The organism is Nocardioides sp. AN3 (genome assembly GCF_054653495.1).
On record NZ_BAAIGC010000008.1, the window covers coordinates 40,087 to 62,065 of the forward strand.

At 66.0% G+C, this 21,979-nt stretch carries 17 protein-coding genes; 8 read left to right on the top strand and 9 right to left on the bottom strand.

The annotated features are described in order from the left end of the window. The first annotated feature begins 70 nt into the window (after positions 1 to 70). The 3 genes from ACYQ1K_RS11225 to ACYQ1K_RS11235 all read left to right on the top strand — a co-directional run bounded on the left by ACYQ1K_RS11225 (position 71) and on the right by ACYQ1K_RS11235 (position 3,597). Positions 71 to 994 carry an alpha/beta fold hydrolase gene (locus tag ACYQ1K_RS11225; RefSeq protein WP_459983068.1) on the top strand — a complete coding sequence of 308 codons (924 nt, stop codon included), beginning with the start codon at positions 71 to 73 and terminating at the stop codon, positions 992 to 994. After that, positions 991 to 2,784, top strand: coding sequence for a flavin-containing monooxygenase (locus tag ACYQ1K_RS11230; RefSeq protein ID WP_459983069.1), 1,794 nt, complete (start codon positions 991 to 993; stop codon positions 2,782 to 2,784). Before ACYQ1K_RS11225 ends, ACYQ1K_RS11230 begins: the two co-directional genes overlap by 4 nt. Positions 2,785 to 2,856: 72 nt before the next feature. Then, entirely contained in the window at positions 2,857 to 3,597 is a 741-nt protein-coding gene (locus tag ACYQ1K_RS11235; RefSeq protein WP_459983070.1) for a fumarylacetoacetate hydrolase family protein, read from the top strand. On the opposite strand, the gene ACYQ1K_RS11240 is transcribed toward ACYQ1K_RS11235, so the two are convergent. After that, positions 3,582 to 4,223: a TetR/AcrR family transcriptional regulator gene (locus tag ACYQ1K_RS11240; protein WP_459983071.1), complete on the bottom strand. Its 642-nt coding sequence runs from the start codon at positions 4,221 to 4,223 to the stop codon at positions 3,582 to 3,584. The genes ACYQ1K_RS11235 and ACYQ1K_RS11240 overlap by 16 nt on opposite strands. A gap of 50 nt (positions 4,224 to 4,273) precedes the next feature. Here ACYQ1K_RS11240 and ACYQ1K_RS11245 point away from each other — a divergent pair, with 50 nt between their 5' ends. Then, positions 4,274 to 5,485 (top strand): acyl-CoA dehydrogenase family protein, encoded by a 1,212-nt coding sequence (locus tag ACYQ1K_RS11245; RefSeq protein ID WP_459983072.1) that lies wholly within the window; start codon positions 4,274 to 4,276, stop codon positions 5,483 to 5,485. Between the two features lie 53 nt (positions 5,486 to 5,538). Here the strand turns inward: ACYQ1K_RS11245 and ACYQ1K_RS11250 are convergent, their stop codons facing one another. The 4 genes from ACYQ1K_RS11250 to ACYQ1K_RS11265 are packed head-to-tail and all read right to left on the bottom strand — an operon-like array spanning position 5,539 to position 10,001. After that, entirely contained in the window at positions 5,539 to 6,456 is a 918-nt protein-coding gene (locus tag ACYQ1K_RS11250; protein WP_459983073.1) for an SDR family NAD(P)-dependent oxidoreductase, read from the bottom strand. Beyond that, positions 6,453 to 7,763 (bottom strand): hypothetical protein, encoded by a 1,311-nt coding sequence (locus tag ACYQ1K_RS11255; protein ID WP_459983074.1) that lies wholly within the window; start codon positions 7,761 to 7,763, stop codon positions 6,453 to 6,455. The genes ACYQ1K_RS11250 and ACYQ1K_RS11255 overlap by 4 nt, the downstream gene beginning before the upstream one ends. Next, the gene (locus ACYQ1K_RS11260; protein WP_459983075.1) at positions 7,760 to 9,178 is read right to left on the bottom strand and encodes an aldehyde dehydrogenase family protein; all 1,419 of its coding nucleotides are present in this window, start codon (positions 9,176 to 9,178) and stop codon (positions 7,760 to 7,762) included. The genes ACYQ1K_RS11255 and ACYQ1K_RS11260 overlap by 4 nt, the downstream gene beginning before the upstream one ends. A gap of 4 nt (positions 9,179 to 9,182) precedes the next feature. Next, positions 9,183 to 10,001: a beta-keto acid cleavage family enzyme gene (locus tag ACYQ1K_RS11265; protein WP_459983076.1), complete on the bottom strand. Its 819-nt coding sequence runs from the start codon at positions 9,999 to 10,001 to the stop codon at positions 9,183 to 9,185. 73 nt (positions 10,002 to 10,074) lie between these two features. Here ACYQ1K_RS11265 and ACYQ1K_RS11270 point away from each other — a divergent pair, with 73 nt between their 5' ends. From ACYQ1K_RS11270 to ACYQ1K_RS11280, 3 genes are read left to right on the top strand one after another with little or no spacing between them, the layout of a single operon-like run. Further along, on the top strand, positions 10,075 to 11,751 hold the full coding sequence (locus ACYQ1K_RS11270) for a hydantoinase B/oxoprolinase family protein (RefSeq protein WP_459983077.1): 1,677 nt from the start codon (positions 10,075 to 10,077) through the stop codon (positions 11,749 to 11,751). A 1-nt stretch (position 11,752) separates the two neighbouring features. Beyond that, positions 11,753 to 13,786 carry a hydantoinase/oxoprolinase family protein gene (locus ACYQ1K_RS11275; RefSeq protein WP_459983078.1) on the top strand — a complete coding sequence of 678 codons (2,034 nt, stop codon included), beginning with the start codon at positions 11,753 to 11,755 and terminating at the stop codon, positions 13,784 to 13,786. A 47-nt stretch (positions 13,787 to 13,833) separates the two neighbouring features. Next, a complete protein-coding gene (locus tag ACYQ1K_RS11280) occupies positions 13,834 to 15,138 on the top strand; it encodes an aspartate aminotransferase family protein (RefSeq protein ID WP_459983079.1) in 1,305 nt (434 codons plus the stop codon). 591 nt (positions 15,139 to 15,729) lie between these two features. Here the strand turns inward: ACYQ1K_RS11280 and ACYQ1K_RS11285 are convergent. From ACYQ1K_RS11285 to ACYQ1K_RS11300, 4 genes are read right to left on the bottom strand one after another with little or no spacing between them, the layout of a single operon-like run. Next, positions 15,730 to 16,944, bottom strand: a complete 1,215-nt coding sequence (locus ACYQ1K_RS11285) for an amidohydrolase family protein (RefSeq protein WP_459983080.1) — start codon at positions 16,942 to 16,944, stop codon at positions 15,730 to 15,732. A 60-nt stretch (positions 16,945 to 17,004) separates the two neighbouring features. Further along, entirely contained in the window at positions 17,005 to 18,117 is a 1,113-nt protein-coding gene (locus tag ACYQ1K_RS11290; protein ID WP_459983081.1) for a thiolase family protein, read from the bottom strand. A gap of 20 nt (positions 18,118 to 18,137) precedes the next feature. Then, positions 18,138 to 18,548: a Zn-ribbon domain-containing OB-fold protein gene (locus ACYQ1K_RS11295; protein WP_459983082.1), complete on the bottom strand. Its 411-nt coding sequence runs from the start codon at positions 18,546 to 18,548 to the stop codon at positions 18,138 to 18,140. A gap of 9 nt (positions 18,549 to 18,557) precedes the next feature. Next, positions 18,558 to 19,226 carry a GntR family transcriptional regulator gene (locus ACYQ1K_RS11300; RefSeq protein ID WP_459983083.1) on the bottom strand — a complete coding sequence of 223 codons (669 nt, stop codon included), beginning with the start codon at positions 19,224 to 19,226 and terminating at the stop codon, positions 18,558 to 18,560. A gap of 108 nt (positions 19,227 to 19,334) precedes the next feature. On the opposite strand from ACYQ1K_RS11300, the gene ACYQ1K_RS11305 reads away from it, so the two are divergent. Further along, the gene (locus ACYQ1K_RS11305; RefSeq protein ID WP_459983084.1) at positions 19,335 to 21,977 is read left to right on the top strand and encodes a CaiB/BaiF CoA transferase family protein; all 2,643 of its coding nucleotides are present in this window, start codon (positions 19,335 to 19,337) and stop codon (positions 21,975 to 21,977) included. Positions 21,978 to 21,979 lie beyond the last annotated feature (2 nt).

A 21,979-nucleotide genomic window follows, 5' to 3' on the forward strand; every position in this document is an offset into this window, starting at 1 on the left:
AGACCGAATCAGCACGCCAGACGGCGGCCGTCGGCCGGCGTCCGGGCGGCTGCAACGATGAGGAGGCCCGGTGGGATCGACCCGCCACGACCTGCGTGCGGAGGTCACCCGGTCGGTCACCGCCAACGGGATAACGCTGCGCTGCGCGACGTACGGTAAGCCAACTGGCGAGCCGCTCCTGATGATCATGGGCATCGGCACCCAGCTGGACGGCTGGGACCTTGCGTTCTGCGACGGACTCGTCGACGCCGGATTCCTCGTGATCCGGTTCGACAACCGCGACGTTGGACTGTCGGATCGCATCCCCGGGCAGCCAGACATCGCTGCAATCCGAGGCGGCGACCTGCGTACGTTGCCGTACACCCTCGCCGACATGGCCGCGGACGCCGTCGGGGTCCTCGACGCACTCGGCATCGATCAGGCCCACATTCTCGGAGCGTCCATGGGCGGCGCGATCGCACAGCATCTGGCCATCGGGTGGCCAGACAGAGTCCTCTCTCTTTGCACGATCATGTCGAGCACCGGCGACCCGTCGGTCGGCCGCGCCGACCCGGTCGTCCTCGAACTAATGCGGCGACCTGCGCCGAGCGCACGCGAAGAAGTGATCGCAGCCGCCGTCGAGCGATCCAGGGCACTGGCCGGCAGCGGCTTCCCCTTCGACGAGAACGCCGCACGACGCCGAGCGGCCGCGGCCCATGATCGAGCCCACGAACCCGACGGCAGAATCCGCCAGCAGGCGGCAGTTATCGCCACCGTCGACAGGACACCTGCCCTGCGCGACCTGCAGGTGCCGACCCTGGTCATCCATGGCACCGACGATCGCCTGGTCGACATCAGCGGCGGCCGGGCAATTGCCGGCGCCGTGCCCGGCGCTCAGCTAGAGATCGTCGAGGGCATGGGCCACGGCATCGCGCCCGGTGCATGGACCCAAATCATCAAGGCGGTCCGCCGTAATGCGGACCGCGCCACAACCTTCCCAGGAGACGTCAGGTGACCGTGCAGATCGACAAGGAAGGGCTCGGGTTCGACCCGGACGCACTCCGCGAGAAGTACCGGATTGAGCGGGACAAGCGGCTGCGCGCCGACGGCTCGCGCCAGTACAAGACGGCAGTAGGGGAGCTCGCTCACTTCATTGACGACCCCCATACCCCCAGGATCGAGCGCGACTCGGTGCACGACCACGTCGAGGTCGCGATCATTGGGGGCGGCTTCGGAGGCTTGCTTCTCGGTGCGCGCCTGCGCGACCTCGGCTACGAGAACATTCGCCTGCTTGAACAGGGCGGCGACTTCGGCGGCACGTGGTACTGGAACCGCTACCCGGGCGCCGCGTGCGACACCGAGGCCTACATCTACCTCCCGCTGCTCGAGGAAACGGGCTACATGCCCTCTGAGAAGTACGTCAAGGGCCCCGAGATCCTCGAGCACTGCCACCGGATCGCACGCCACTACCGCCTCTACGACAAGGCGCTACTGCAGACCCGGGCCTCAGGGGTCACCTGGAGCGAGGACACCGGACTCTGGACGGTCGAGACTGACCGCGGCGACGTATTCACCGCCCGCTACGTCTGCATGACCGCCGGGGCGATGCAGAAGCCGAAACTTCCCGGTGTGCCCGGCATTGAGACCTTTGAGGGCCACACCTTCCACACGAGCCGGTGGGACTACGCCTACACCGGCGGCAACAGCACCGGCGGGCTCGACGGCCTCGCCGACAAGAAGGTCGCGATCGTGGGGACCGGAGCCACCGCTGTCCAGGCGGTGCCAGCTCTGGGCGCGAGCGCGGGTCATCTCTACGTCGTGCAGCGCACGCCGTCGGCGGTGAGCGCGCGAAACAACCGGCCGACCGACGAAGTCTGGGCGTCAACGCTCGTGCACGGGTGGCAGCGCGAGAGGATGGACAACTTCTCGACCTTCGTCGCGGGCGGTGATGCGGAGACCGACCTGGTCAACGACGGCTGGACCGCCATCTACCGGCTCCGCACTCTCAGCGGCGGCGTCCTCGACGAGATCGACGACTTCAAGAAGATGGACGAGATCCGCTCGCGTGTGGACGACATCGTGCGAGACCCGGCGACGGCAGAGGCGCTGAAGCCCTGGTTCCGTGCCCTCTGCAAGCGGCCATGCTTCAACGACGAGTACCTGCAGACGTTCAACCGCCCTAACGTCACCCTCCTCGACACCGACGGCCAGGGCATCGACCGTGTGACCCCGACCGGGATCGTGGTCCAGGGCACCGAGTACGACGTCGACTGCCTCATCTTTGCCAGCGGCTTCCAGGTTGCCGCGCCGTTCGTGACACGGCTCGGCTACGACGTCGTCGGCCGCGGCGGCCGGAAGCTCAGTGAGAAGTTCGCCTCCGGGATCTCGACCCTCTACGGCATGCAGACGAACGGCTTCCCGAACTTCTTCATCGTTGCTCTCAACCAGGTTGGCGTCAGCTCGAACTTCGCTCACGTCCTCGACGTCCAGAGCCGGCACATCAGTCAGGTCATTCGAGAGACCGACCAGAGGGACGCGCGGGTGGTCGACGTCGTCGTTGCTGACGAGGATGCTTGGGTGCAGACCGTTTACGAATCGTCTCGCGCCAACATGGAGTTCCTGGAGTCCTGCACTCCGGGCTACTACAACAACGAGGGCCACCCGAACGCGACGGCGGCACGGCGGAATGGGGCCTACGGTCCCGGGATCGTCGCCTTCGACCATCTCATCAGCGACTGGCGCGCTGACGGGCAGTGGCGCGGACTCGTCTTCGAGCCTGCAGAGGAGGCGGAGCAGAGTGCCTGAGTTTGGTGCCGGCGCACCACTGTCCCGCACGGTGAATGCACGCCCGTCCACGAAACCATGAGGATCGCACGAGTGCGGCTCGGACCTGGCGAGGAGGTCTGGGCTCGCATCGACCCGGATCGAGCAGTAGAACTCCTCACCATCACCGACCTTACGCAGCAGGGCCGCGATCTGGGTCCGGCTCACGCGTTGCAGTTCGTCAAGCCAGTTACGCCGACCAGCACAGTGATCTGCCTGCTCGGCAACTGGAAGGGACGCGACGGCCGCGACGGCCCGAGCTTCTTCGTCAAGCCGACAAGTTCGCTCATCAGTGACGGCGAAGAGATCGTCCTTCCCCGCGGTGTCCCTACTGTCGTCTATGAGCCCGAGGTCGCGGCGGTCATCAGCCGGACTTGTCGCGACATCACGCCCAGTGAAGCAAGAGCGCACGTCCTTGGTTGGACCTGCGTCAACGACATCACTGCCACCGACCTCGGTCTGGCTACCAACTTCCCGTTCCTCCCTGGCAAGTCCTACGACACTTTCGGCGTCCTCGGCCCAGTCATCGAGACGGAGTTGGACCCTGACGCCACGGTGCTCCGCGCCCGGATCAACGGCGAGCTCGTCACGGACACGGTCACCTCGCGGATGAACTGGTCGACGGACGAGGTGGTCAGCTGGGTCAGCCGCTTCACGACCTTGCGTCCCGGCGATCTGGTCTGCTTCGGCACCCCGCCGGAGATCGAACCCATCCAGGCGGGCGACGTTGTCGAGGTCGAGGTAGGGGGCATCGGCACCTTGCGGAACCCCGTTGTGGCTCAGCCGAACAACTGAGCCCGAAGGGAACGGGTCAGCCAGTCGCTGAACTCAGCCTTGGCCCAGCCTCGGCGCTTGTGCAGCGACTGCCACAGCAGGGGGTCGTTGTGCACCCACAGAACATCGGCAGCCCGTCCGATCGACAGATCAGGCCGTAGTTCTTCACCTAGAAGCAGCGCGGTCCGGGTAGCGGCCTCGTGCCGCTCGCGGTCCAGGCCGGCGAGCCGATCGCGTAGTTCCTCTGACTCCGAGGCAGCCTGGGCTAGCACCTCGTGAATCGGCCCGACCGACTCGAAGACGTCCGTGACCACCGCGACGTATCGCTCGAGGAGAGCGACCGCGCCCATCACCCCCGCCCAGCGCTGCGTCAACCCCGCCTCATGCGGCGGTCGTGGATCGTCAACTCCCACGATCGCCAGCCGATGGGCGGCGCAGAGCAGAGCTGCCTTGCCTCCGACGGCCTTGAAGACCGTTGCCCTCCCAACGCCCGCGCGTGCAGCGATCTGGTCGACCGTTGTGGGGCCGTAGCCAAGCTCGATGAAGAGTTCCGCGCCAGCAACGATCACCGCGAGCCGGGTCTCGCGTGCGCGCATCGTCCGTACCGCGGAGCGGTACGGACGGCTGGGCATGTCGCTGGTCGGCATTGATCATGAGCATATTCGAGAGACTCTCAGTATTGCGAAATGGAGACCCCATGACGATGACGCACGACCTGACTGAATCGACCCTCCTCCGAACCTTGGGTGACCTACTCGAAAGCGAGGAGTACACCGAGGGCGTTGTGGAATCGGATCGCGCCGGCCGAATGGCACTCAGCAACGTCAAGGCCCTGCAGGACCTCGGGGTGGTCGGTCTTCCGGCGTCGACAAGGTTTGGGGACGCTGGGCCGACGCTTGCCCTCTCCCTCGCCGTCATGGAGCTGATCGGGCGCCACGACGCATCCAGCGCGGTTGCGATCAACATGAACTGGTCCGGAGTGCGCGGACTGAAGCAGCTCCCGTCCTTTCCGCGTCGCGACGAGGCGCTCACGGCTCTCCGGGCGAATCGCGGTGCGGTTTGCGGAGCGTTTTCGATTCCGGCGGCCGAACTCGATTCGCGCAAAGCGAGGTTGTCGTGCCGCATTCGGGACGGAGAGGTTGTTCTGAACGGACGGGCCGGATTCGGGTCCATGAGCGACGCCGCCACGCACGCGATGCTGGGCGCCACAGTCGACGGAAGCGATCCGGCCGACCCGGCGTTTGTGCTCACCCTGGGACGGTTCGGCGAACCCGGCCTGATCAAGCACGACAACTGGAGCGCAATGGGAATGCGAGGAACGGGGAGCAACGACATTGAGTGCCGCGACCTGAGAATCCCGGTCGCAGAGTGCCTGGTCGCGCCGGTGAGCCAGTTCAAGCAGCGACGTACGGGGGATTCGGCTGCGACCGCCCTGGGCATCGCAGCCATCTGGATCGGACTTTCGCAAGCGGCGATGGACTTCACCGTCGAACACGTTCACCATCGGTACGGGTACATGGCGGAAGGTGCATTCAACACGTCGACAACGCAGTACCGGGCTGATGAAGCATGGGCGCAAATTGGCATCGGCAACATGGATCACTGGCTCGGCACCGGGCGGGAACTCCTGGGCGCGGTCGCTGCTCGGCTGGACGCCGGTGAAGACGTGCCCGCCCGAGACCTGGTCCGCACACTGTTTCACCTGCGCCGAATGACTGAGGAGGTATCGATGGGCGCCATGAAGGTTTGCGGTGCTCACGGCTACTTGACCGCCCAGAAGCTCGAGCGGATCTTCCGTGATCTGGTCGGTGGCATCGTGATGGCCTGGAAGACCGACCAGCTCCAGCAGACACTTGGCGTTGGCGCCCTTGGTCGACCGGTCGTCTTCACGGGCCTGGCCGGTTCCTGAGCGGCTGTCTGACCGGCGTTCAGGAACCGACACGGCCGGTTCCTGAGCGCCGCTTAGACCGCCATCCCGCCGCCCATGTCAATCATGGCGCCGTTCATAGCACTGGCTGCGTCGCTAGCCAGGAAGGCGACCATGTTGGCCACCTCCTCAGGCAGCTCGTAGCGCTGAATCGCCGTGCGCGCCCGCGGGTAGAGAGTGGCCGGGTGGTCCTCGGTCAACGCCCGACCTGGGCCCCACATCGACCCGGCGTTGACGCCGAGGACCTGGATCCCCTGCGGCCCGAGCTCCTTGCCGAGAAAACGGGTGAACTGTCCCAGACCGGCCTTCAGGGCGCCGTAGACGGTGAGCCAGGGCATCGCCGAGCTTCCTGCTTCGGACCCGATGTTGATGATCCGGCCGCTTCCCTGAGGCAGCATGTAGTCGAGCACAGCGCGGGAGCAGTACATCGGTCCCATCAGGGTGCCCCGCACCGAGCGGTCGATCTCCTCCCGCCCGAAGGTGGCGAACTCGCCTACGACGACGTCGGCGGCATTGTTCACGAGGATGTCAATGCCGCCGAGCTTCGCGGCGGCATCTGCCATAACCGCCTGGACGCCGTCCCAGTCCATGACATCGCCATGGACCGGCACCACCTTGGTTCCCCACTTCTCTGCCGCGGCCGCTGCGATGCTTTCGGCGTCAGGTGCGTCGGGGTGCCGGGAGAAGCCCCGCTCGCGAACCTGCTCCGCACTCAGGTCCACGACGGCAACGTGGGCGCCCAGGCCGGCGAGCCGGTTCACGCACGCCTGACCCAGGTTGATGCCCGCGCCACCGGTGACGACCGCACGTCGACCGCGCAGGTCGAGCAGATCCGTGACTCGCTTGTCGATGCTGTCGAGCGGAATCCGGGTCTCGTCCCACCAGACAGTCTGCGACCCGCGGCCCGCGTCGATGTGGTCCTGAAGCAGTTGGTGCATGAAGTTCGTGGTCACGGGCGTTCCTCACTCGTTGTAGTGGTGACAGTTGTGACGTCGCGGCCGCGCACGAGCGGTCGGAACATCGAATAGGGGATGGTGTGTTGGTTCACGCCTAGCTCCTGGCTGCCGCGCCAGCGGTACATACACAAGCAGCGGTTGGGGCTCCGGTTCGTGATGTGCCCGGTGGTGGGAGTGGTCACGACAACGCCGATCGCCTCGAAGTAGCGGGTTGTACGCGCGAGGTCCGGCAGCGCTGCATCCATGGCGAGCAGTTCGATCGGGGTCGCGCCGCGCTCGTCTTCCGCAAGTTGCGCTCGAGCGTCGATCGAGCTGATGGGGCCGGGGAAGCGGTCCGCCCACGCGTTGAACCAGCCGAGGTAGGGCACGTCTGGGCTAGCCGCAGGGTCGATGTCAGCGAACGACAGACGCTGGGAGTGACTGGAGAGCCGTACGCCGAGGAGCCGTGCCTGCTCCTGCCATGGGATGCGGGGCTCAACTACCAGCGGCACCGTGAACCGGCTGACATAGGCAACCGGCTGGTCTGGAACGCGGGGGAGGGAGTCGATGTACGTGCCCGGGTCGATGCCGAGCCGGGCTGGAAAGCCGGCCTGCAGGTAGGTCGCGGTGGCTCGTGCCCAGAGGTCTTCCCACAGAGACCGCAGTCGCCGGGCTGCCGACCGTGTGCGAACTCCGAGCATCTCGCCGTTGTCGCTGGCCGTGAGGTCATAGGCGACCATCAGCGAACCGGGCGTCGCCGACTCTTCGCTTCGGCCTTCCTCGGGCTGGTCGCCGTCGAATCGGGCTGCGATCGTGCGCCCGTCGTATGACGTCGCCAGCCGCGACCAAGTGCGACGGTCATCGAGGTGGTGACCGGTGAGCACTTGTTGGTCCTGGCTGGCCACGATGTACTGGTCGAGTGTCAGCATGACCCGCTCGGCGCCGGCCAGTTCGGCCATCACGGCGGCCTCATCCAGGTCGAGGTGGGGGGCTTCGCGGCTCACCTCGTAGTCAAACCATCCCCAGTCATCGGTGGTGTTGACGAAGCCGTTCGCTGGGGCCTCAGCGTAGGAGTCCATGTCTGGAAAGATTGAGCGGAACCGGTCCCTCGTTAGATGTGAGGAGAGCTCGTGAGGGAGGAAGCTGACGGAGCGGCCCTCGCCACGCAGTTCCAATAGTTCGTTGTCGTCGTACGGGCAGCGGGGCACGGCGATGGGCAGGCCGAGCAGGCGGGCTCGTTCGGCCCAGATGGCACGATGCAGCCGCGTCTGCTGATCGGTCGACAGCGGTTCGGCGGCGACCGCCTCGACCGCGGTCGCGGTCAAGCGCGGCTCCGGTGCAGCACCTTCACTTCGGTGAAGGAGTGCAGACCCCATGGCCCGTTCTCGACGCCGATGCCGCTCCACTTCGCACCGCCGAACGGCTGATCGGGTCGGAGGGCCAGGTGGGTGTTCACCCAGGCCGTGCCGCAGTCGAGGGCGTCAGCAACGGCTGCGGCACGGTCGGCATCGGTGCCCCAGACTGAGCCCGAGAGGCCGAAGTGGGTGCCATTGGCGCGCTCGACTGCCGCGTCGATGGACTTGTAGGGGACGACTGGAAGCACCGGCCCGAACTGTTCTTCGTCGACGACGGCCATCCCGTCAGAGGTGCCTCGAAGGATGGTCGGCTGGTAGAAGAATCCAGGCCTGTCCAGAGCCGAGCCGCCGGTCACGGCCTGGGCGCCCCGGCTGACAGCGTCGTCGACCAAGCCTGCGACGCGGTCACGTTGTGGCGCGTTGTTGAGGGGGCCGAGCTGGCTGGCCGGGTCACTGCCGGCGCCGACAGAGACCGAGTTTGCGACTGCCGCAAGCGCCTCGACGACCTCGTCGTAGCGGCTTTGCGGCACATAGACTCGCTTGACCGCCGCGCAGTACTGGCCGTTGTTGCGGAACGCTGACCAGAAGAGCCGTTCCGCGACGGCGTCGATGTCAATGTCGTCGAGCAGGATTGCTGGGTCGTTCCCGCCGAGCTCCAAGGTGATTCGCTTGAGGTCGGGCGCGGCTGCGGCAGCGACGTGCTTGCCGGTCGCGACGGAGCCAGTGAAGGAGATCTTGCGCGGTACGGGGTGACTCGTCATGAGGGCGCCGAGCGGATCGGACCCACTGACGACGTTGAACACGCCCGCCGGAAGCACGTCTGCTAGGACGCGACCGAGGAGCAGCGTCGCAAGCGGGGTGTACGGCGACGGTTTGAGCACCATCGTGTTGCCCGCTCGCAGCGCCGGAGCAATCTTCCAGGCGGCGAGGCCAAGAGGGAAGTTCCACGGAGTGATCGCTGCCACCACGCCGACCGGTCGACGCTCGACACGGATGTAGGCCCGGTCGTCGTCCTGCAAGATCTCATCGTCGACCTGGAGGTCGGCGAAGTAGCGGAGCCACAAAGCGACAGACCGGACCTCCATCTGCGCGTCGGCCAGCGGTTTGCCCTGCTCACGGGTGAGCAGCGGCGCAAGCTCTTCGGTCGCCGCCAGGACGGCGTCAGCACTCGCGAGCAACAGCTCCTTGCGCGCCGTCTCATCCCGCCGCCAGCGATCGAATGCGTCCGCGGCTGACTGCATCGCAGCGTCGAGCTGCTCCTCCGTGCACTCCGGCGCAGCTGCGAACGGCGCTCCGGTGGCCGGGTCAGTGACATCGAACGAGCCGGTTGGAACCACGGCTTCGCTATTGATCGTCATCGCGACGAGACCCGTGGAGTGCTTCATCGGCTCACGCTTCCCGCGACAGCTGGAGCTGGCGACGCGCACCGTCGACGTTGGCGATGTCCAGGTCAAGATCGCGGGCAAGGGCGGCTGCACGCGCGACGAGAGGCGCGCTTCCATGCGCAAGCTCGCCCTTTCGGAGGTACAGCGTGTCCTCAAGACCAGCGCGGCAGTTCCCACCGAGTGCTAGCCCGATCGCAGTGAGGTCCAGGTTGGCCCGGCCGATAGCGATGACCTGCCAAATGGCATCCCGCGGGAGCCGCTGCACCATCATCATGAGGTTCTCAGCAGTCGCCGCCATGCCGCCGCGGACGCCGAGAACGATGCTGAATTGCAGCGGCCCTGCCAGTAGCCCTTCGTCGCGCAGCCGCAGGCACGCCTCGAGGTGGCCAGTGTCGTAGACCTCGAGCTCCGGCTTCACACCGAGTTCGAGCATGCGCCCCGCGAGGCGGCGGACGCCGGCCGGCGGGTTAAGGAACTCGCCCTCGCCGAAGCTCATGCTGCATGGGTTGAGTGTCGCCATCTCCGGTCGCAGTTCGACCAGGCGCTCCCGCTCTTCGAACGACACGCTCAGCCCGACGCCGGTGGAGAGCTGAATAAGGATGGGGCAGCGCTCTCGGATCAACTCGACGGTCCGGGCAGCGATGTCCAGGTCCGCGGTCGGCCGATCCTCACGGTCGCGCAGGTGCAGATGCGCGACGGCGGCACCGCCGGCGTACGCCTCGGCCACCTGGTCGGCGATCTCGTCTGGCTGCGTGGGCAGCCAGGCGTTGTCCTGCTTGGTCGCAATAGGGCCTGTCGGCGCCACGGTGATGATCACGCTCACGTCACAACAATATATGGCGTATGGTATCTCAGCAACAGGAGCAGGTAGACGATCCAGAGAGAGCAGGACAGCCGTGGTCGATCCCGTGACCGTGTCGGTCATCACCCACCGGTTCGAGGCGATTGTGCAGGAGATGGGCGAGGCCATGCTCCGCACGGCCTACTCCCAGATCCTCAACTCCAGCCGGGACTTCTCAACCGCGATCACGGACGCCGAAGCACGGCTGGTCGCCCAGGCAGAGCACGTGCCGATCCACGTCGGCTCGATGCCGTGGGCGGTCCGGGCGATCAACGAAGCCTTCGGCGATTCAATCAAGCCCGGCGACGTCTACCTCCTCAACGACCCGTACCACGGCGGCAACCATCTGCCGGACCTCACCACGTTCGTTCCCGTCTTCTTCGACGGCGAGCTCCGCTTCTGGTCGATCAACCGCTCACACCAGAGCGACATCGGCGGCTCGACACACGGCGCCTACAACCCGAACGCCACCGAGATCTGGCAGGAAGGTCTGCGCATCACCCCGCTCAAGCTCTATGACGCCGGCGCTGTCCGTGAGGACGTCATGCAGATGATCGCGGTCAATGTTCGCCACGCCGACGACTTCCTGGGCGACCTCCGCGCAATGATCGGCTCGTCGTGGGTGGGTGAGCGCCGTGTGCTGCAGCTGCTCGAGGAATACGGCTCCGGGACGGTCGTCGAAGCCGTCGACGCCATCCTCGACAGCGCCGAACGCCAGACGCGGGATTGCATCTCCACCTGGACCGATGGCGTCTACAAGGGCGAAGCGGTCCTTGACGACGACGGCCATGGCACCGAGGACGTCTACATCCGAGCGACGGTCACCGTGGCAGGCGACTCGCTTGACGTCGACCTGAGCGACTCCCATCCCCAGGTCACCGGGTTCATCAACTCCTCCTACCCGAACATGATGTCCGCGGTCTACATGGCCCTGTCATTCCTCATCGACCCGCGCACACCCAAGAACTCCGGCACCTTCCGGCCGCTCACCGTCACAGCCAAGGAAGGGACTGTCGTGTGGGCGAAGGCCCCTGCTCCGGTCACGCTCGCGACGAACCACTGCGCTCAGGAGATCGCGGAGTCGGTGATCAAGGCCCTTGTTGGCGCTTGCCCCGACCGAGTCATCGCCGGTTGGGGACGCCGCTTCCGCATCGCGATCAAGGGCGTCGACCCGCGCAACAATCGACAGTTCATCTGGCACCTCTTCCACGCCCGCCCCGGTGGGGGCGCCTCGCCGGCCGGCGATGGGTGGGAGACCGCCGGTGAGGGCCAGGCAATGGGCTCCTCGAAGTTCGGCTCGGTCGAGGTCGCCGAAGTCCGTTTCCCGCTCTTCTTCGAGCACCACGAGTTCCGGCCCGACTCCTTCGGTGACGGCCAGTACCGCGGAGGCGCGGGTTCCGTCCTGCGACTGAGGATGGAGACCGAGGCGACGTCCGTGGCCAACACGGCGGGCGACGGCGTACGGCACCCGTCCTTCGGGACCTGCGGGGGACAGGACGGCGTCCCGCACCGCTACCGACTCTTGACCGATAAATCCGCCCGCGAACTGAAGACCAAGGAAGTTGACATCGAAGTCCCGCCCGGCTCCGTCTTCCTCGTCGAATCCGCCGGCGGCGGCGGATACGGGCCGCCGGCCGACCGCGCCCCCGAGGCTCGGCGCCACGACATCGAAAACGGATTCGTCTCAGTCGACGCATCCACCGACGGCAGCTTCACCAAGGCAGGGGTCTGACATGTATCGCATTGGCATCGACATCGGCGGCACCTTCACCGACCTGGCCGCAGTCGACGAGAACGGCCGTGTGGTTATCGCCAAGTCGTCCTCGACCCCGCGCGATCCCTCCGACGGCCTCCTCGAGGGTCTGAACAAGCTGGCTGCCGCGCTCGGTACGACGCGGGAGCAGATGCTCGGCGCCACTGAGCGGATCGTGCACGGCACTACGGTCGCCACGAACGCTCTCCTGGAAGGCAAGGGCTCCAAGGTCACCTTGCTCACCACCGAGGGCCACCGTGACGTGATCGAAATGCGTGAAGGGATGAAGGAGGACCGCTACAACGTGCGGATGGCGCCGCCGCCGCCTCTGGTTCCTCGAGCCCGACGCATCGGGGTCGCCGAGCGAATGCGAGCCGATGGCACCGCATCGCAGCCTCTCGCAGTAGAGTCGCTCAAGGCCGCTGTGCAGGCGGCCGCCGAGTCGGGCGCCGAGGCCATCGCGGTCTGCTACCTCCACTCCTACCGCAACCCAGAGCACGAGCAGCAGACTGCGGCGGCACTCGCGGACGCGCTCCCCGACACCTACGTGTCAATCTCGAGCGAAGTACTCCCGCAGATCAAGGAGTACGAGCGGGTCTGGACCACCGTCGTGAACGCCTATGTAGGCCCAGTCCTTGCCGACTACCTCTCACGGCTTAGCGGCCGGCTCGCCGACGCTGGCTACGAGGGCGAGGTCATGATCATGCACTCGCACGGCGGCGTGGCAACGATCGCCGAGTCCAGTCGGCTGGCCGCCGGCGCCGTCCTCTCGGGACCCGCCGGAGGCATCGCGGCCACCAAGCAAGCCGCCAAGCTCGTGGGAACGGGCGAACTGATCACGTTCGACATGGGCGGCACGAGCACCGACATTGCACTCCTCCAAGACGGGGAGGCCCCCCTGACCGGCGAGAAGCAGGTCGGCATCGCCAAAGTTTCCCTCCCGACCCTCGACATTCACACCCTCGGCGCGGGAGGCGGCTCGATCGCGCGAGTGGACAGCGGGATCCTTCACGTCGGCCCCGAAAGCGCCGGCGCGCTTCCTGGACCAGCCTGCTACGGGCGCGGCGGCACCATGGCCACGGTGACCGACGCAAACGTCGTCCTCGGTCTGCTGGACCCGGCCAGTTTCGCCGGCGGCGACATGCCCCTCGATGCCGACGCCGCGCACAAGGCGGTCGGCGCCATCGCGAGCGAGTTGGGAATCAGCACCGTTGAAGCAGCGGCTGGAATCTCCAAGGTCGTCAACACCACCATGGCCGAAGGCATCCGGATCGTGTCCGTCCGACGCGGCGTCGACCCCCGCGGCTTCACCCTGATCTCGTTCGGCGGTGCCGCAGGCGTCCACGTGACTGAGGTCGCCCGCCTTCTCGACATCAAGCGCGTCGTCGTCCCGAACGTCGCCTCTGTGCTGTCTGCATGGGGCATGCTCGCCACGGACCTCCGCTACGAAATGGTCCGCTCCCACATTGGCGACGCCGCCTCGACGTCAGCCGAGGGAATGCGACAGGTTCTCCGCGACATGGAACGTGAGGGACGCTCCCGACTCGACGGGTTCGACGGGCAGATCGAGGTGCAGCGCGCCCTCGACATGCGATACGGCGAGCAGATCTACGAGATCACCGTGCCCATCACCGACGTCGACATCGACACGGCTGACTTCATCGGCGACGTCGTTGAGAGGTTCCACAAGCGGCACCGCGAGCTTTACGCCTACAACGCGCCGGGGCAGGAGGTCGTGATCGTTAATGCACGGACGACCGTCGTCGGCAAGCTCCCGGAGTTGCGTGCACAACCCCTCTCGACCGGTACTGAGCACAGCAAGCAGATCGGCGTTCGCCATGTCTACCTCGACGGCTGGATCGACGTCCCTGTGCACCGCATGGAGTCCGTCGCCCAGGGCGAGCGCGTGCAGGGGCCGGCGCTCTTCGAGTCGGCCACGACCACAGTGCTTCTCCGGGCCGGCGACTCCGCCGCCGTCAACGAGCACGGCTGGCTCGACATCCAGCTGTCCTAGCCCCTGCCCAATCTTCCGACCGCCCGCAGCCTTCACAGGAGGAGCGCATGACCAGCACCGACGTCGAGACCGAGCTCCGAGAGGTGCTCGCGGAGGCCGAGCAACGATATGTAGCCAGCAACCCGCGCAGTCACCGCCGGTTCCTGGACGCATGCACAGTGATGCCAGGAGGCAACACCCGCACGTCCCTATACTACTCACCCTTCCCAGTAACATTCGCGTCCGGCGAAGGCCAGTACCTCACCGACCTCGATGGGCACCGCTACACCGACATGCTGGGGGAGTACTCCGCCGGCATTTACGGGCACTCCGACCCGACGATCCTCGCTGCGGTACGGGAAGCGCTTGACGACGGCCTCTCGTTCGGCGGACCCAATCGCTACGAAGTAGAACTAGCCGGCGAAATCATCGAGCGGTTCCCATCGGTCGACCTGCTGCGGTTCACCAACTCCGGGACCGAGGCCAACCTCTTCGCCATCGGAGCTGCCCGCGCGGCGACTGGCCGGAGCACAGTGCTCGCCTTCGAGAGCGGCTACCACGGCGGCGTCCTCAGCTTCCGCGGCGAAGCCCCGCTCAATGCCCCCTACCCCTTCGTTGTATGTGATTACAACGACGTACCCGGCACCCTCGCGGCAATCGAGGAACACCGCGAGGACCTCGCAGCCGTCATCCTCGAACCAATGCTCGGCGGGGGCGGAGCGGTGCCCGCGTCCGCGGCATTCGCGCACGCCATCCGCGAGGCCACCTCCCGTCACGGCATCGTCCTCATCATCGATGAGGTGATGACTTCTCGGCTGGCACCAGGCGGGCTGCAGGAACGACTCGGAGTGGTCCCCGACATGACCACATTCGGCAAGTACCTCGGCGCTGGCTTCAGCTTCGGTGCGTTTGGTGGGACACGCCGACTGATGGAGCCGTTCGACCCCAGCGTGCCCGGAGGCCTCTCGCATCCCGGCACCTTCAACAACAACACGGTCACGATGGCGGCCGGCCTAGCGGGACTGCGCGACGTCCTCACGCCCGAACGCGTGCTCGAGCTGAACGCTAGGGGTGACTGGGTACGCGACCGTCTCAATGCGCTTTTCGTCGAGATCGGCGTGGCGGCACAGGCGACAGGAGTGGGCTCCATCCTCGGAGTTCACTTCCAACGAACGCCGATCGCCAGCGGTCGCGACATCGACCCAGCCCCCGACAAGCGAGCTCTGCTGCACCTCGAACTGATGCTCCGGGGCTTCTACATGGCCAGGCGCGGATACGTGGCCCTTCCGCTACCCATCACCGACGCCGACGCTGCAGCATTCGTCGACGCCGTGAGAGACGTCGTGGGCACCCACCACCACATCCTTCGCTAGCAACCCGCTGGCGAACAGGGCTGTACGCGTGCCTCGCTCGCAGACTTGCCCGCAGACAGGACCGGGGTGGGTTGGAAGAGGCGCGCGGCCAAGGTGCGTCGATTCGGCCCCGGGTCTTGAGGAACGTCGAGAGCGGTCGCTCCTCTCGAGCGACACGGGTGAACTGCCCGTCTGGTGATCACGAGTGAATCGTATGTGGATGGCGTGGGCGCTCTGCGCCTAGCAAGCCGTCGCCCGATTCGTGTCCGTCGGCTGCGTCGACGCCGGCGACTTTGTCGGCCGGACCTGTGTGGCGTTGGGCGATCGGATGGGTGTGCAGGCTGTGTGTGCTCCTCGGCAGGAGAACCATCGCCGCTCGGGCGGGAAGCGGGCGAGGCAACTCGAACGCCGCCGATCTATAGCCGGTCGGAAGCGGGACCAGGTTGGCAGGTGATGGCGATGGGGAGTGCGTCGAATTCGAAGGGTTCGCCTCGCCGGTTCTCGACCAGACGCGAGCATGGTCAAGATAGTCAACCGCCACGGCTCCGCCCCCAATGAGCGGCGGATCTCATGGGGCAAGGCAGAGCCGTGGCGGTGAGTTTGGTTCCCGCGTCAGGCGGGCTGGCGGTCCAGGTCGAGCTGGAATAGGTCGATGGCGTTGCCGCGCACGATCTTGTACGTCGTGTCCGCGTCAATCCCGGCGAACTGGGTCGCAAGGTGGTCGACCGTGTGCGGGTAGGGGCCGTCGGCGTGCGGGAAGTCGACCTCGAACATGAGGTTGTTGATGCCGATCTGGTGTGCGTTCGCGATGGCGTGCCGGTCGGCGAAGATGCAGCCGTACATGTTGCGCCGGATGTAGGTGGAAGGCAGCTCCTTCATCTTGACGTCGCCGTGTCCCCAGGTGTGCTCGCGGTAGGCGTGGTCCATCCGCTCCATGGCGTAGGGCATCCACCCGGCCTGTCCTTCAGAGTAGGCGAGCTTGAGGCCGGGGAATCGGTCGAGCACGCCGGAGAAGATGAAGTCGGCCATGGACGCGTACGAGTTGGAGAACTGGAGCGTCGTCGCGACAACGTCGGGGGCGTCGGGCGGCATCGGCATCATCTTCGACGACGAGCCGATGTGCATACAGACAACGGTGCCCGTCTCCTCGCAAGCCGCAAAGAACGGGTCCCAGTTGCCGTGGTGGATGGTCGGGAATCCGAGGTGTCCGACGATTTCGCTGAAGGTGACCGCGCGTGCACCTCGCGCGGCGTTGCGACGAACCTCGGCTGCTGCGAGTGCGGGGTTCCACAGGGGGACGACCGGGAGCGGGATGTGACGACCGCCGGAGTCTCCGCACCACTCCTCGACGATGAAGTTGTTGTACGCCTCGACACAGGCGAGGCCGAAGTCTCGGTCCTTGGTGGTCTGCTCGCTGAGGGCCTGGCCGCAGAAGCGCGGGAAGGTGGGGAAGGCAAGCGAGGCCTCGACGTGCTGGGAGGTCATGACTTCGAGGCGAGCCTTGGGGTCGTAGCACGCGGGGTGCATCTCGTCGTAGGTAGCCGGCTCGTTACCGCGCATGTCAGCGGTGGTCTCGACCCCGTCGAGGATGAGAATGGGGCGGCGGAGCACGTAGGCGGAGTCTCCGAAGAGCCAAACATCGCCGGGGTCGCCGTCGGGGTCCTCGACCAGGCCGTTGAACAGCTTGGACTCCTTGCTGATCATCCGCCGTTCCACCCGCGGTGCGCGGTCCTGGTACTTCTCGGGCAGCCACCGCTGGAACAGGGTCGGGGGCTCGATGATGTGGTCGTCGACGCTGATGATCATCGGCAGGTCGGTGCTCGTCATCTCAGGTCTCTCTCTCGCGGTGCGCTGTTGTTCAGATGAGAATATCTCAGATATCACGTCTCAGCGTTGGTCGTCCCGACCGAGAAGAACGACATCGCCGAGGGCGGCCACGAGCGCGATCTTGGGGTCGAGGACCTGGTTCGCGGCTGAGGTGCCGCGCAGCTGGCGCACCGCCTGGACGATTCGTTGGAAGCGCTGCGATTCCCCAGTGTGGGAGTGCGACATCGTGCCGCCGTCAGTCACGATTGGATAGCGTCCCGTGACCTCGATGGCGTCACCGGCGACGAAGTCGGCACCTTCGCCTACGTCGCAGTAGCCGAACGCCTCGAAGTATCGGATGATCTCCCAGCTGAAGTTGTCGTAGAGCTCGAAAAGGTCCACGTCGTCGCGGGCAATCCCGGCACGCGCGAAGGCGCGGTTGGCGGCGTCGCGGCCGAGCATCCCAACTCGGTCGTAGTTCGGCGGGTGCGTGTAGCTCGGGCCCCAACTTTCAGATCCGCCACCCAGCACGGCAACCGGGACGCATGGGAGATCCCTGGCGCGCTCTGCTGTGGTGAGCACGAGAGCGCTGCCTCCCTCGGCTGTGGTCGCACACTCGAGGAGATGGTAGGGATCTGCGACGATTCGCGAGGCCAGGATGTCCTCGGCTGTGAAAGGACCGCGACCGTAGTAGACGGCCTCGGGATTGCGTGCGCCGTTGTTGCGGATGACGGCGGCCACGTGCGCGACCTTCGCCGGGTCGACGGCGAAGCGATGCATGTACTCCTTCGCAGAGAGGGCGAACTCAGCTGGGGTCATCAGTCCCCAGCACTCGATGAACTCGTTCGAGGGACGCGTCCACGGGGCCGTGCTGGTCGTATCCTGGTGGATGCCCGCCTCGCCGGCCGCAAGAACGACCACATCGGTAACGCCGGCCTCAATCGCAGTGGCTGCCTCCAGGACCGCCGCGGCACCGGGCATCGCACGACCCGCCCAGAAATACTGGAGGCCCATGGCATAGCCGAACTTGCGCGTGCCGTTCTGGTAGTCCAGGCCAGGCAGGATGTTGACGCCGGTGACGTCGCGCACGCTGAGGCCGGCCTGTCCCAAGGCGCCGCGGATAGCTGCGATGGTCACCGTGTCGGACGTCTGACCCTCAAGTCGGCGGGCCTGGCGCGTGTTGAACGCGCCCACGATGACAGGCTGACGACCATTCATGCGTGATTCCCGTCGGGGAACGCCAACTCGAAGACCGGCAGCGTGATCTCGTCAGACTCGCGTTGAAAACGAACTCGCACTGGTGAGTCGATCAGGTCAGTTTCTGTATCGACGTCGACGATGTTTGTGAGCATCGTGTATTGCTCTTCAAGCCGTACGACCGCGACCACGTAGGGCGGGTCGAAGGCTGGGGTCGGCGGCCTCCAGATCACGGTGGTGGTGACGACGTGTCCTCGACCCGTTGACTCGATCCACTCGTAGTCCGTGCTGAGGCATTGAGGGCAGAAAGCGCTCGGAGTGAAGAAGCACCGTCCGCAGCTCGCGCAGCGTTGGACCAGGAGTCGGCCTTCACGGCAGCCGTCCCAAAATGGGCGTGATAGCACCGTGGGACGTGGGAGCGGGCGCATGACTTCCTTTCAGCCGGCGTAAGCCGTGGTGGCGGGCTGCGCCATTGCCTGCAGCAGTTGGTCCATGATTCGAAGCGCGTGTGTAGCCAGCAGAGCGCTTGCTGTCGGTCCGTTCCGGGCGCGCAGCGCTGCAGCGATCTCGAGGTGCTCGAGCGCGTCAGGCACGAAGTCGCGCACCAGGGACACGTCACGCTGGCGTAGGGCGACCGTCAGTACGAATGCGTCCTCGATCGCGGAGCGCATGAACTCGTTGCCCGAGGCGTCTGCCACTGTCACATGGAACTGGTGGTCGGTGTGCCGGAACCCTGGCTGGTCGCCGTTGCGGGCGCACCGCAGGGACTCTGCGGCCCAGTGCTCGATGGTCTCAAGCTGCTTGCCCGTGGCGTGTGCGGCGACGTAGGTCGCGGCGCCCGATTCGAGCACGGCGCGGTACTCGAATGCATGCCGCACGGAGTCGATCGAGGGAAGTGTCACTCGTAGGCCTCGCGTGGTCGGCTCGACGAGCCCGATCCGGCGCAGCCTCAACAGGGCCTCGCGGACCGGAGTCTTGCTGACGTCCAGTTCCTTGGCGAGTGTCGCTTCACTGACCGAGCTGCCCGGAGGCAAGGTCGCGTCAACAATCCAGTCGCGGACCGCCGCGAACACCAGGTCGGTGAGGTTGTCGGGCCTCTCGATCATCCGCTGTCCGCCTCTGCGCTATCGCGTTGGTGCCGGGGTGTTCTCGGTGAGACAACACCTGGCTGACTTGCTGTATGGCATATCGTATCTCAGTGAAGGGAGAGTGTCATGAACTACGCACTGCACGAGAGCATCGCTTGGCCCGGCGACTTGGAAGGGGCCGAGTCACCTAAGCACCTCGCGTTCCTGGGGCGAGTGCGAGTGCTTGAGGTCGGCGATGAGCTCGGGGAGTACTGCGCGAAGGTGCTGGCCGGGCTCGGAGCCGACGTGGTGCGTATCGAACCGCCGGGCGGAGCGCTGACTCGGACGTACGGTCCCTTTCTCGACGATGAGCCCCATCCGGATCGAAGTTTGTACTTCTGGCACCACAACCTGGGCAAGCGGTCGATGGTCCTTGACCTGGACTCTGCAACCGACCAGGAGCGGTTTCGTCAGCTTGCGGCGCACGCGGACGTCATCGTGGACAGCCGGCCCCGCGACTACCTCCGCGAGCGAGGCCTCGGGTACGACGACCTGCGCGAAATCAACCCGGGTCTGATCTACGCACGGATATCGCCGTTCGGCGACGTCGGACCCTGGCGCGATTACGCCGGCAGCGACCTCGTCCACCTCGCGCTGGGCGGGGTGATGATGAACTGCGGTTACGACCCGGACCCGGTCCTCGGCTACGACACGCCACCGATTGCTCCACAGATGTGGCAGGCGTACTACATCGCCGGCGAGATGGCGGCCATGTCGATTCTGGCGGCCCTGATTTATCGGCTTCACACTGGGCAGGGCCAGGCACTTTCGACGAGCGTCCATCAGGCCGTAAGCCAGAACACTGAGACAGACCTGCCTGACTGGGTCTACCTCAAGCAGGTACACCGGCGCGTTACATGTCGCCACTCGACGACATCTGCGCGCAGCCCTTCGATCGCCCTGACCAAGGACGGCCGCTACGTCCTGCCCTATCGCACTTACGTCCGTTCCCAGGGCGACGAGTGGGACGCGACTGTCGAGCTCCTCCGCAAGTACGGATTCCAAGCGAACCTGGACGACCCCAAGTACGCGACGGAGTACCGGGACACAGATGAGGCGCGTGACAGGCTGGCCCACCAAGTCGACCTGTTGCTGGGGCAGACCCTGTTCGAGCGAGACGTGTGGCGCGACGCCCAAGCGCTCAACCTTCCCTGGACGCCTGTGCGGCGCCCCGAGGAGAACGTCGATGACGAGCACTGGCTGCAGCGCGGTGCGTTCTTCGACGTCGAACACCCTGAGCTTGGCCGTACCTTCCGCTACACCGGCGGCAAGTGGCTCACTGAGGAGTTCGACTGGCCACGGGGGCCGCGGCCGCCGCTAGTGGGTGAGCACACCGATGAGGTCGAGGCTGAGTGGAGTCGCGAAAAGGTGGTCCACCACCCGGCGTATGCGTCGCCGCGGACTGCCGAGCCCGTCCTCAGCCCGCACGGTAAGCCATTCGCGCTTTCCGGAGTGCGCGTCGTTGACATGAGCTGGATGTTGGCGAGCGCGGGTGCTGGACGCTTCCTGGCCGCGATGGGCGCGGACGTGGTGAAGATCGAGCACATCAGTCGACCGGACCGGATGCGGTTCAGTCCTCTCGGTGCCTGCCCGCCGGGTGGACGCTCCGAGCGGGACGCCGCGGTGGAGGCTTTGCCTACGCCGGCCTATACGGGCGACGACGGCAGCCCGAACCGAAGTGGTTCGTTCATGGAGATCAACTCGGGAAAGCGGTCCCTTTCCCTCAATCTGAAGAACCCTGAGTCGCGGCAGATCCTGGAGGACTTGATCCGGGACGCCGATATGGTGATCGAGGGCTTCTCACCGGGCACCATGGCTCGGATGGGGCTGGGTTACGACAAGCTCCGAGAGCTGAACCCCCGCATCATCTATGTGCAGCAGAGTGGGCTGGGGGAGCGCGGCAGTTACGGTCAGGTGCGCACCTTCGGCCCGAGCGCGCAGGCGATCTCGGGAATGAGCGACATGTCGGGCCTTCCGAGTCCCTATCCGCCGGCGGGAATCGGCTACTCCTACCTGGACTGGTTCGGGGCGTACAACATGGCGACAGCGATCTTCGCGGCGCTGTACCGCCGCGACGTGACCGGCCGGGGTTGTCACATTGACGCCTCGCAGGGCGAAACCGGCCTGTATCTGACCGGCACCGCAATCCTGGACAAGACGGTCAACGGGCGCGACTGGGCCCGTTACGGGAACGCTTCGCCGTACAAGCTGGCCGCTCCGCATGGGGCATTCCCGACGCGGGGCGATGATCGCTGGCTTGCGCTGGCGGCGTTCACCGATGCGGACTGGTATGCCGTGACTGAGGTCCTGGGTATGCACGCGCTGCGTGAGGACACGCGGTTCACGCGGCTGGAGGACCGTGTGCAGCATGCCGTCGAGTTGGAGCGACTCCTGTCTGAGGCCACGCGCGAGCGGGACGGCTTCGAGCTCATGCACGAGCTTCAAGGGCATGGTGTGGCCGCTGGCGTGTGCCAGACGGCGGAGGATCGGATCGAGACAGACCCCCAGTTGAAGGCGCTCGGCTGGCTGGTGGAGCTCGAGCAGAGTGAGCTTGGCCGGTGGCCAGTCAAGGAGCATCCGACGTTGTTCTCGGAGACCCCGACCTACATTGGCGGCAGATACGACCGGTCCGGGCCCAGCTACGGCGAGGATACTGACCAGGTGCTCGAGGAACTCGCTGGGCTGGACGCAGAGCGGATCGCGGCGCTGCGCGCCGGAGGGGCGCTCTGAGG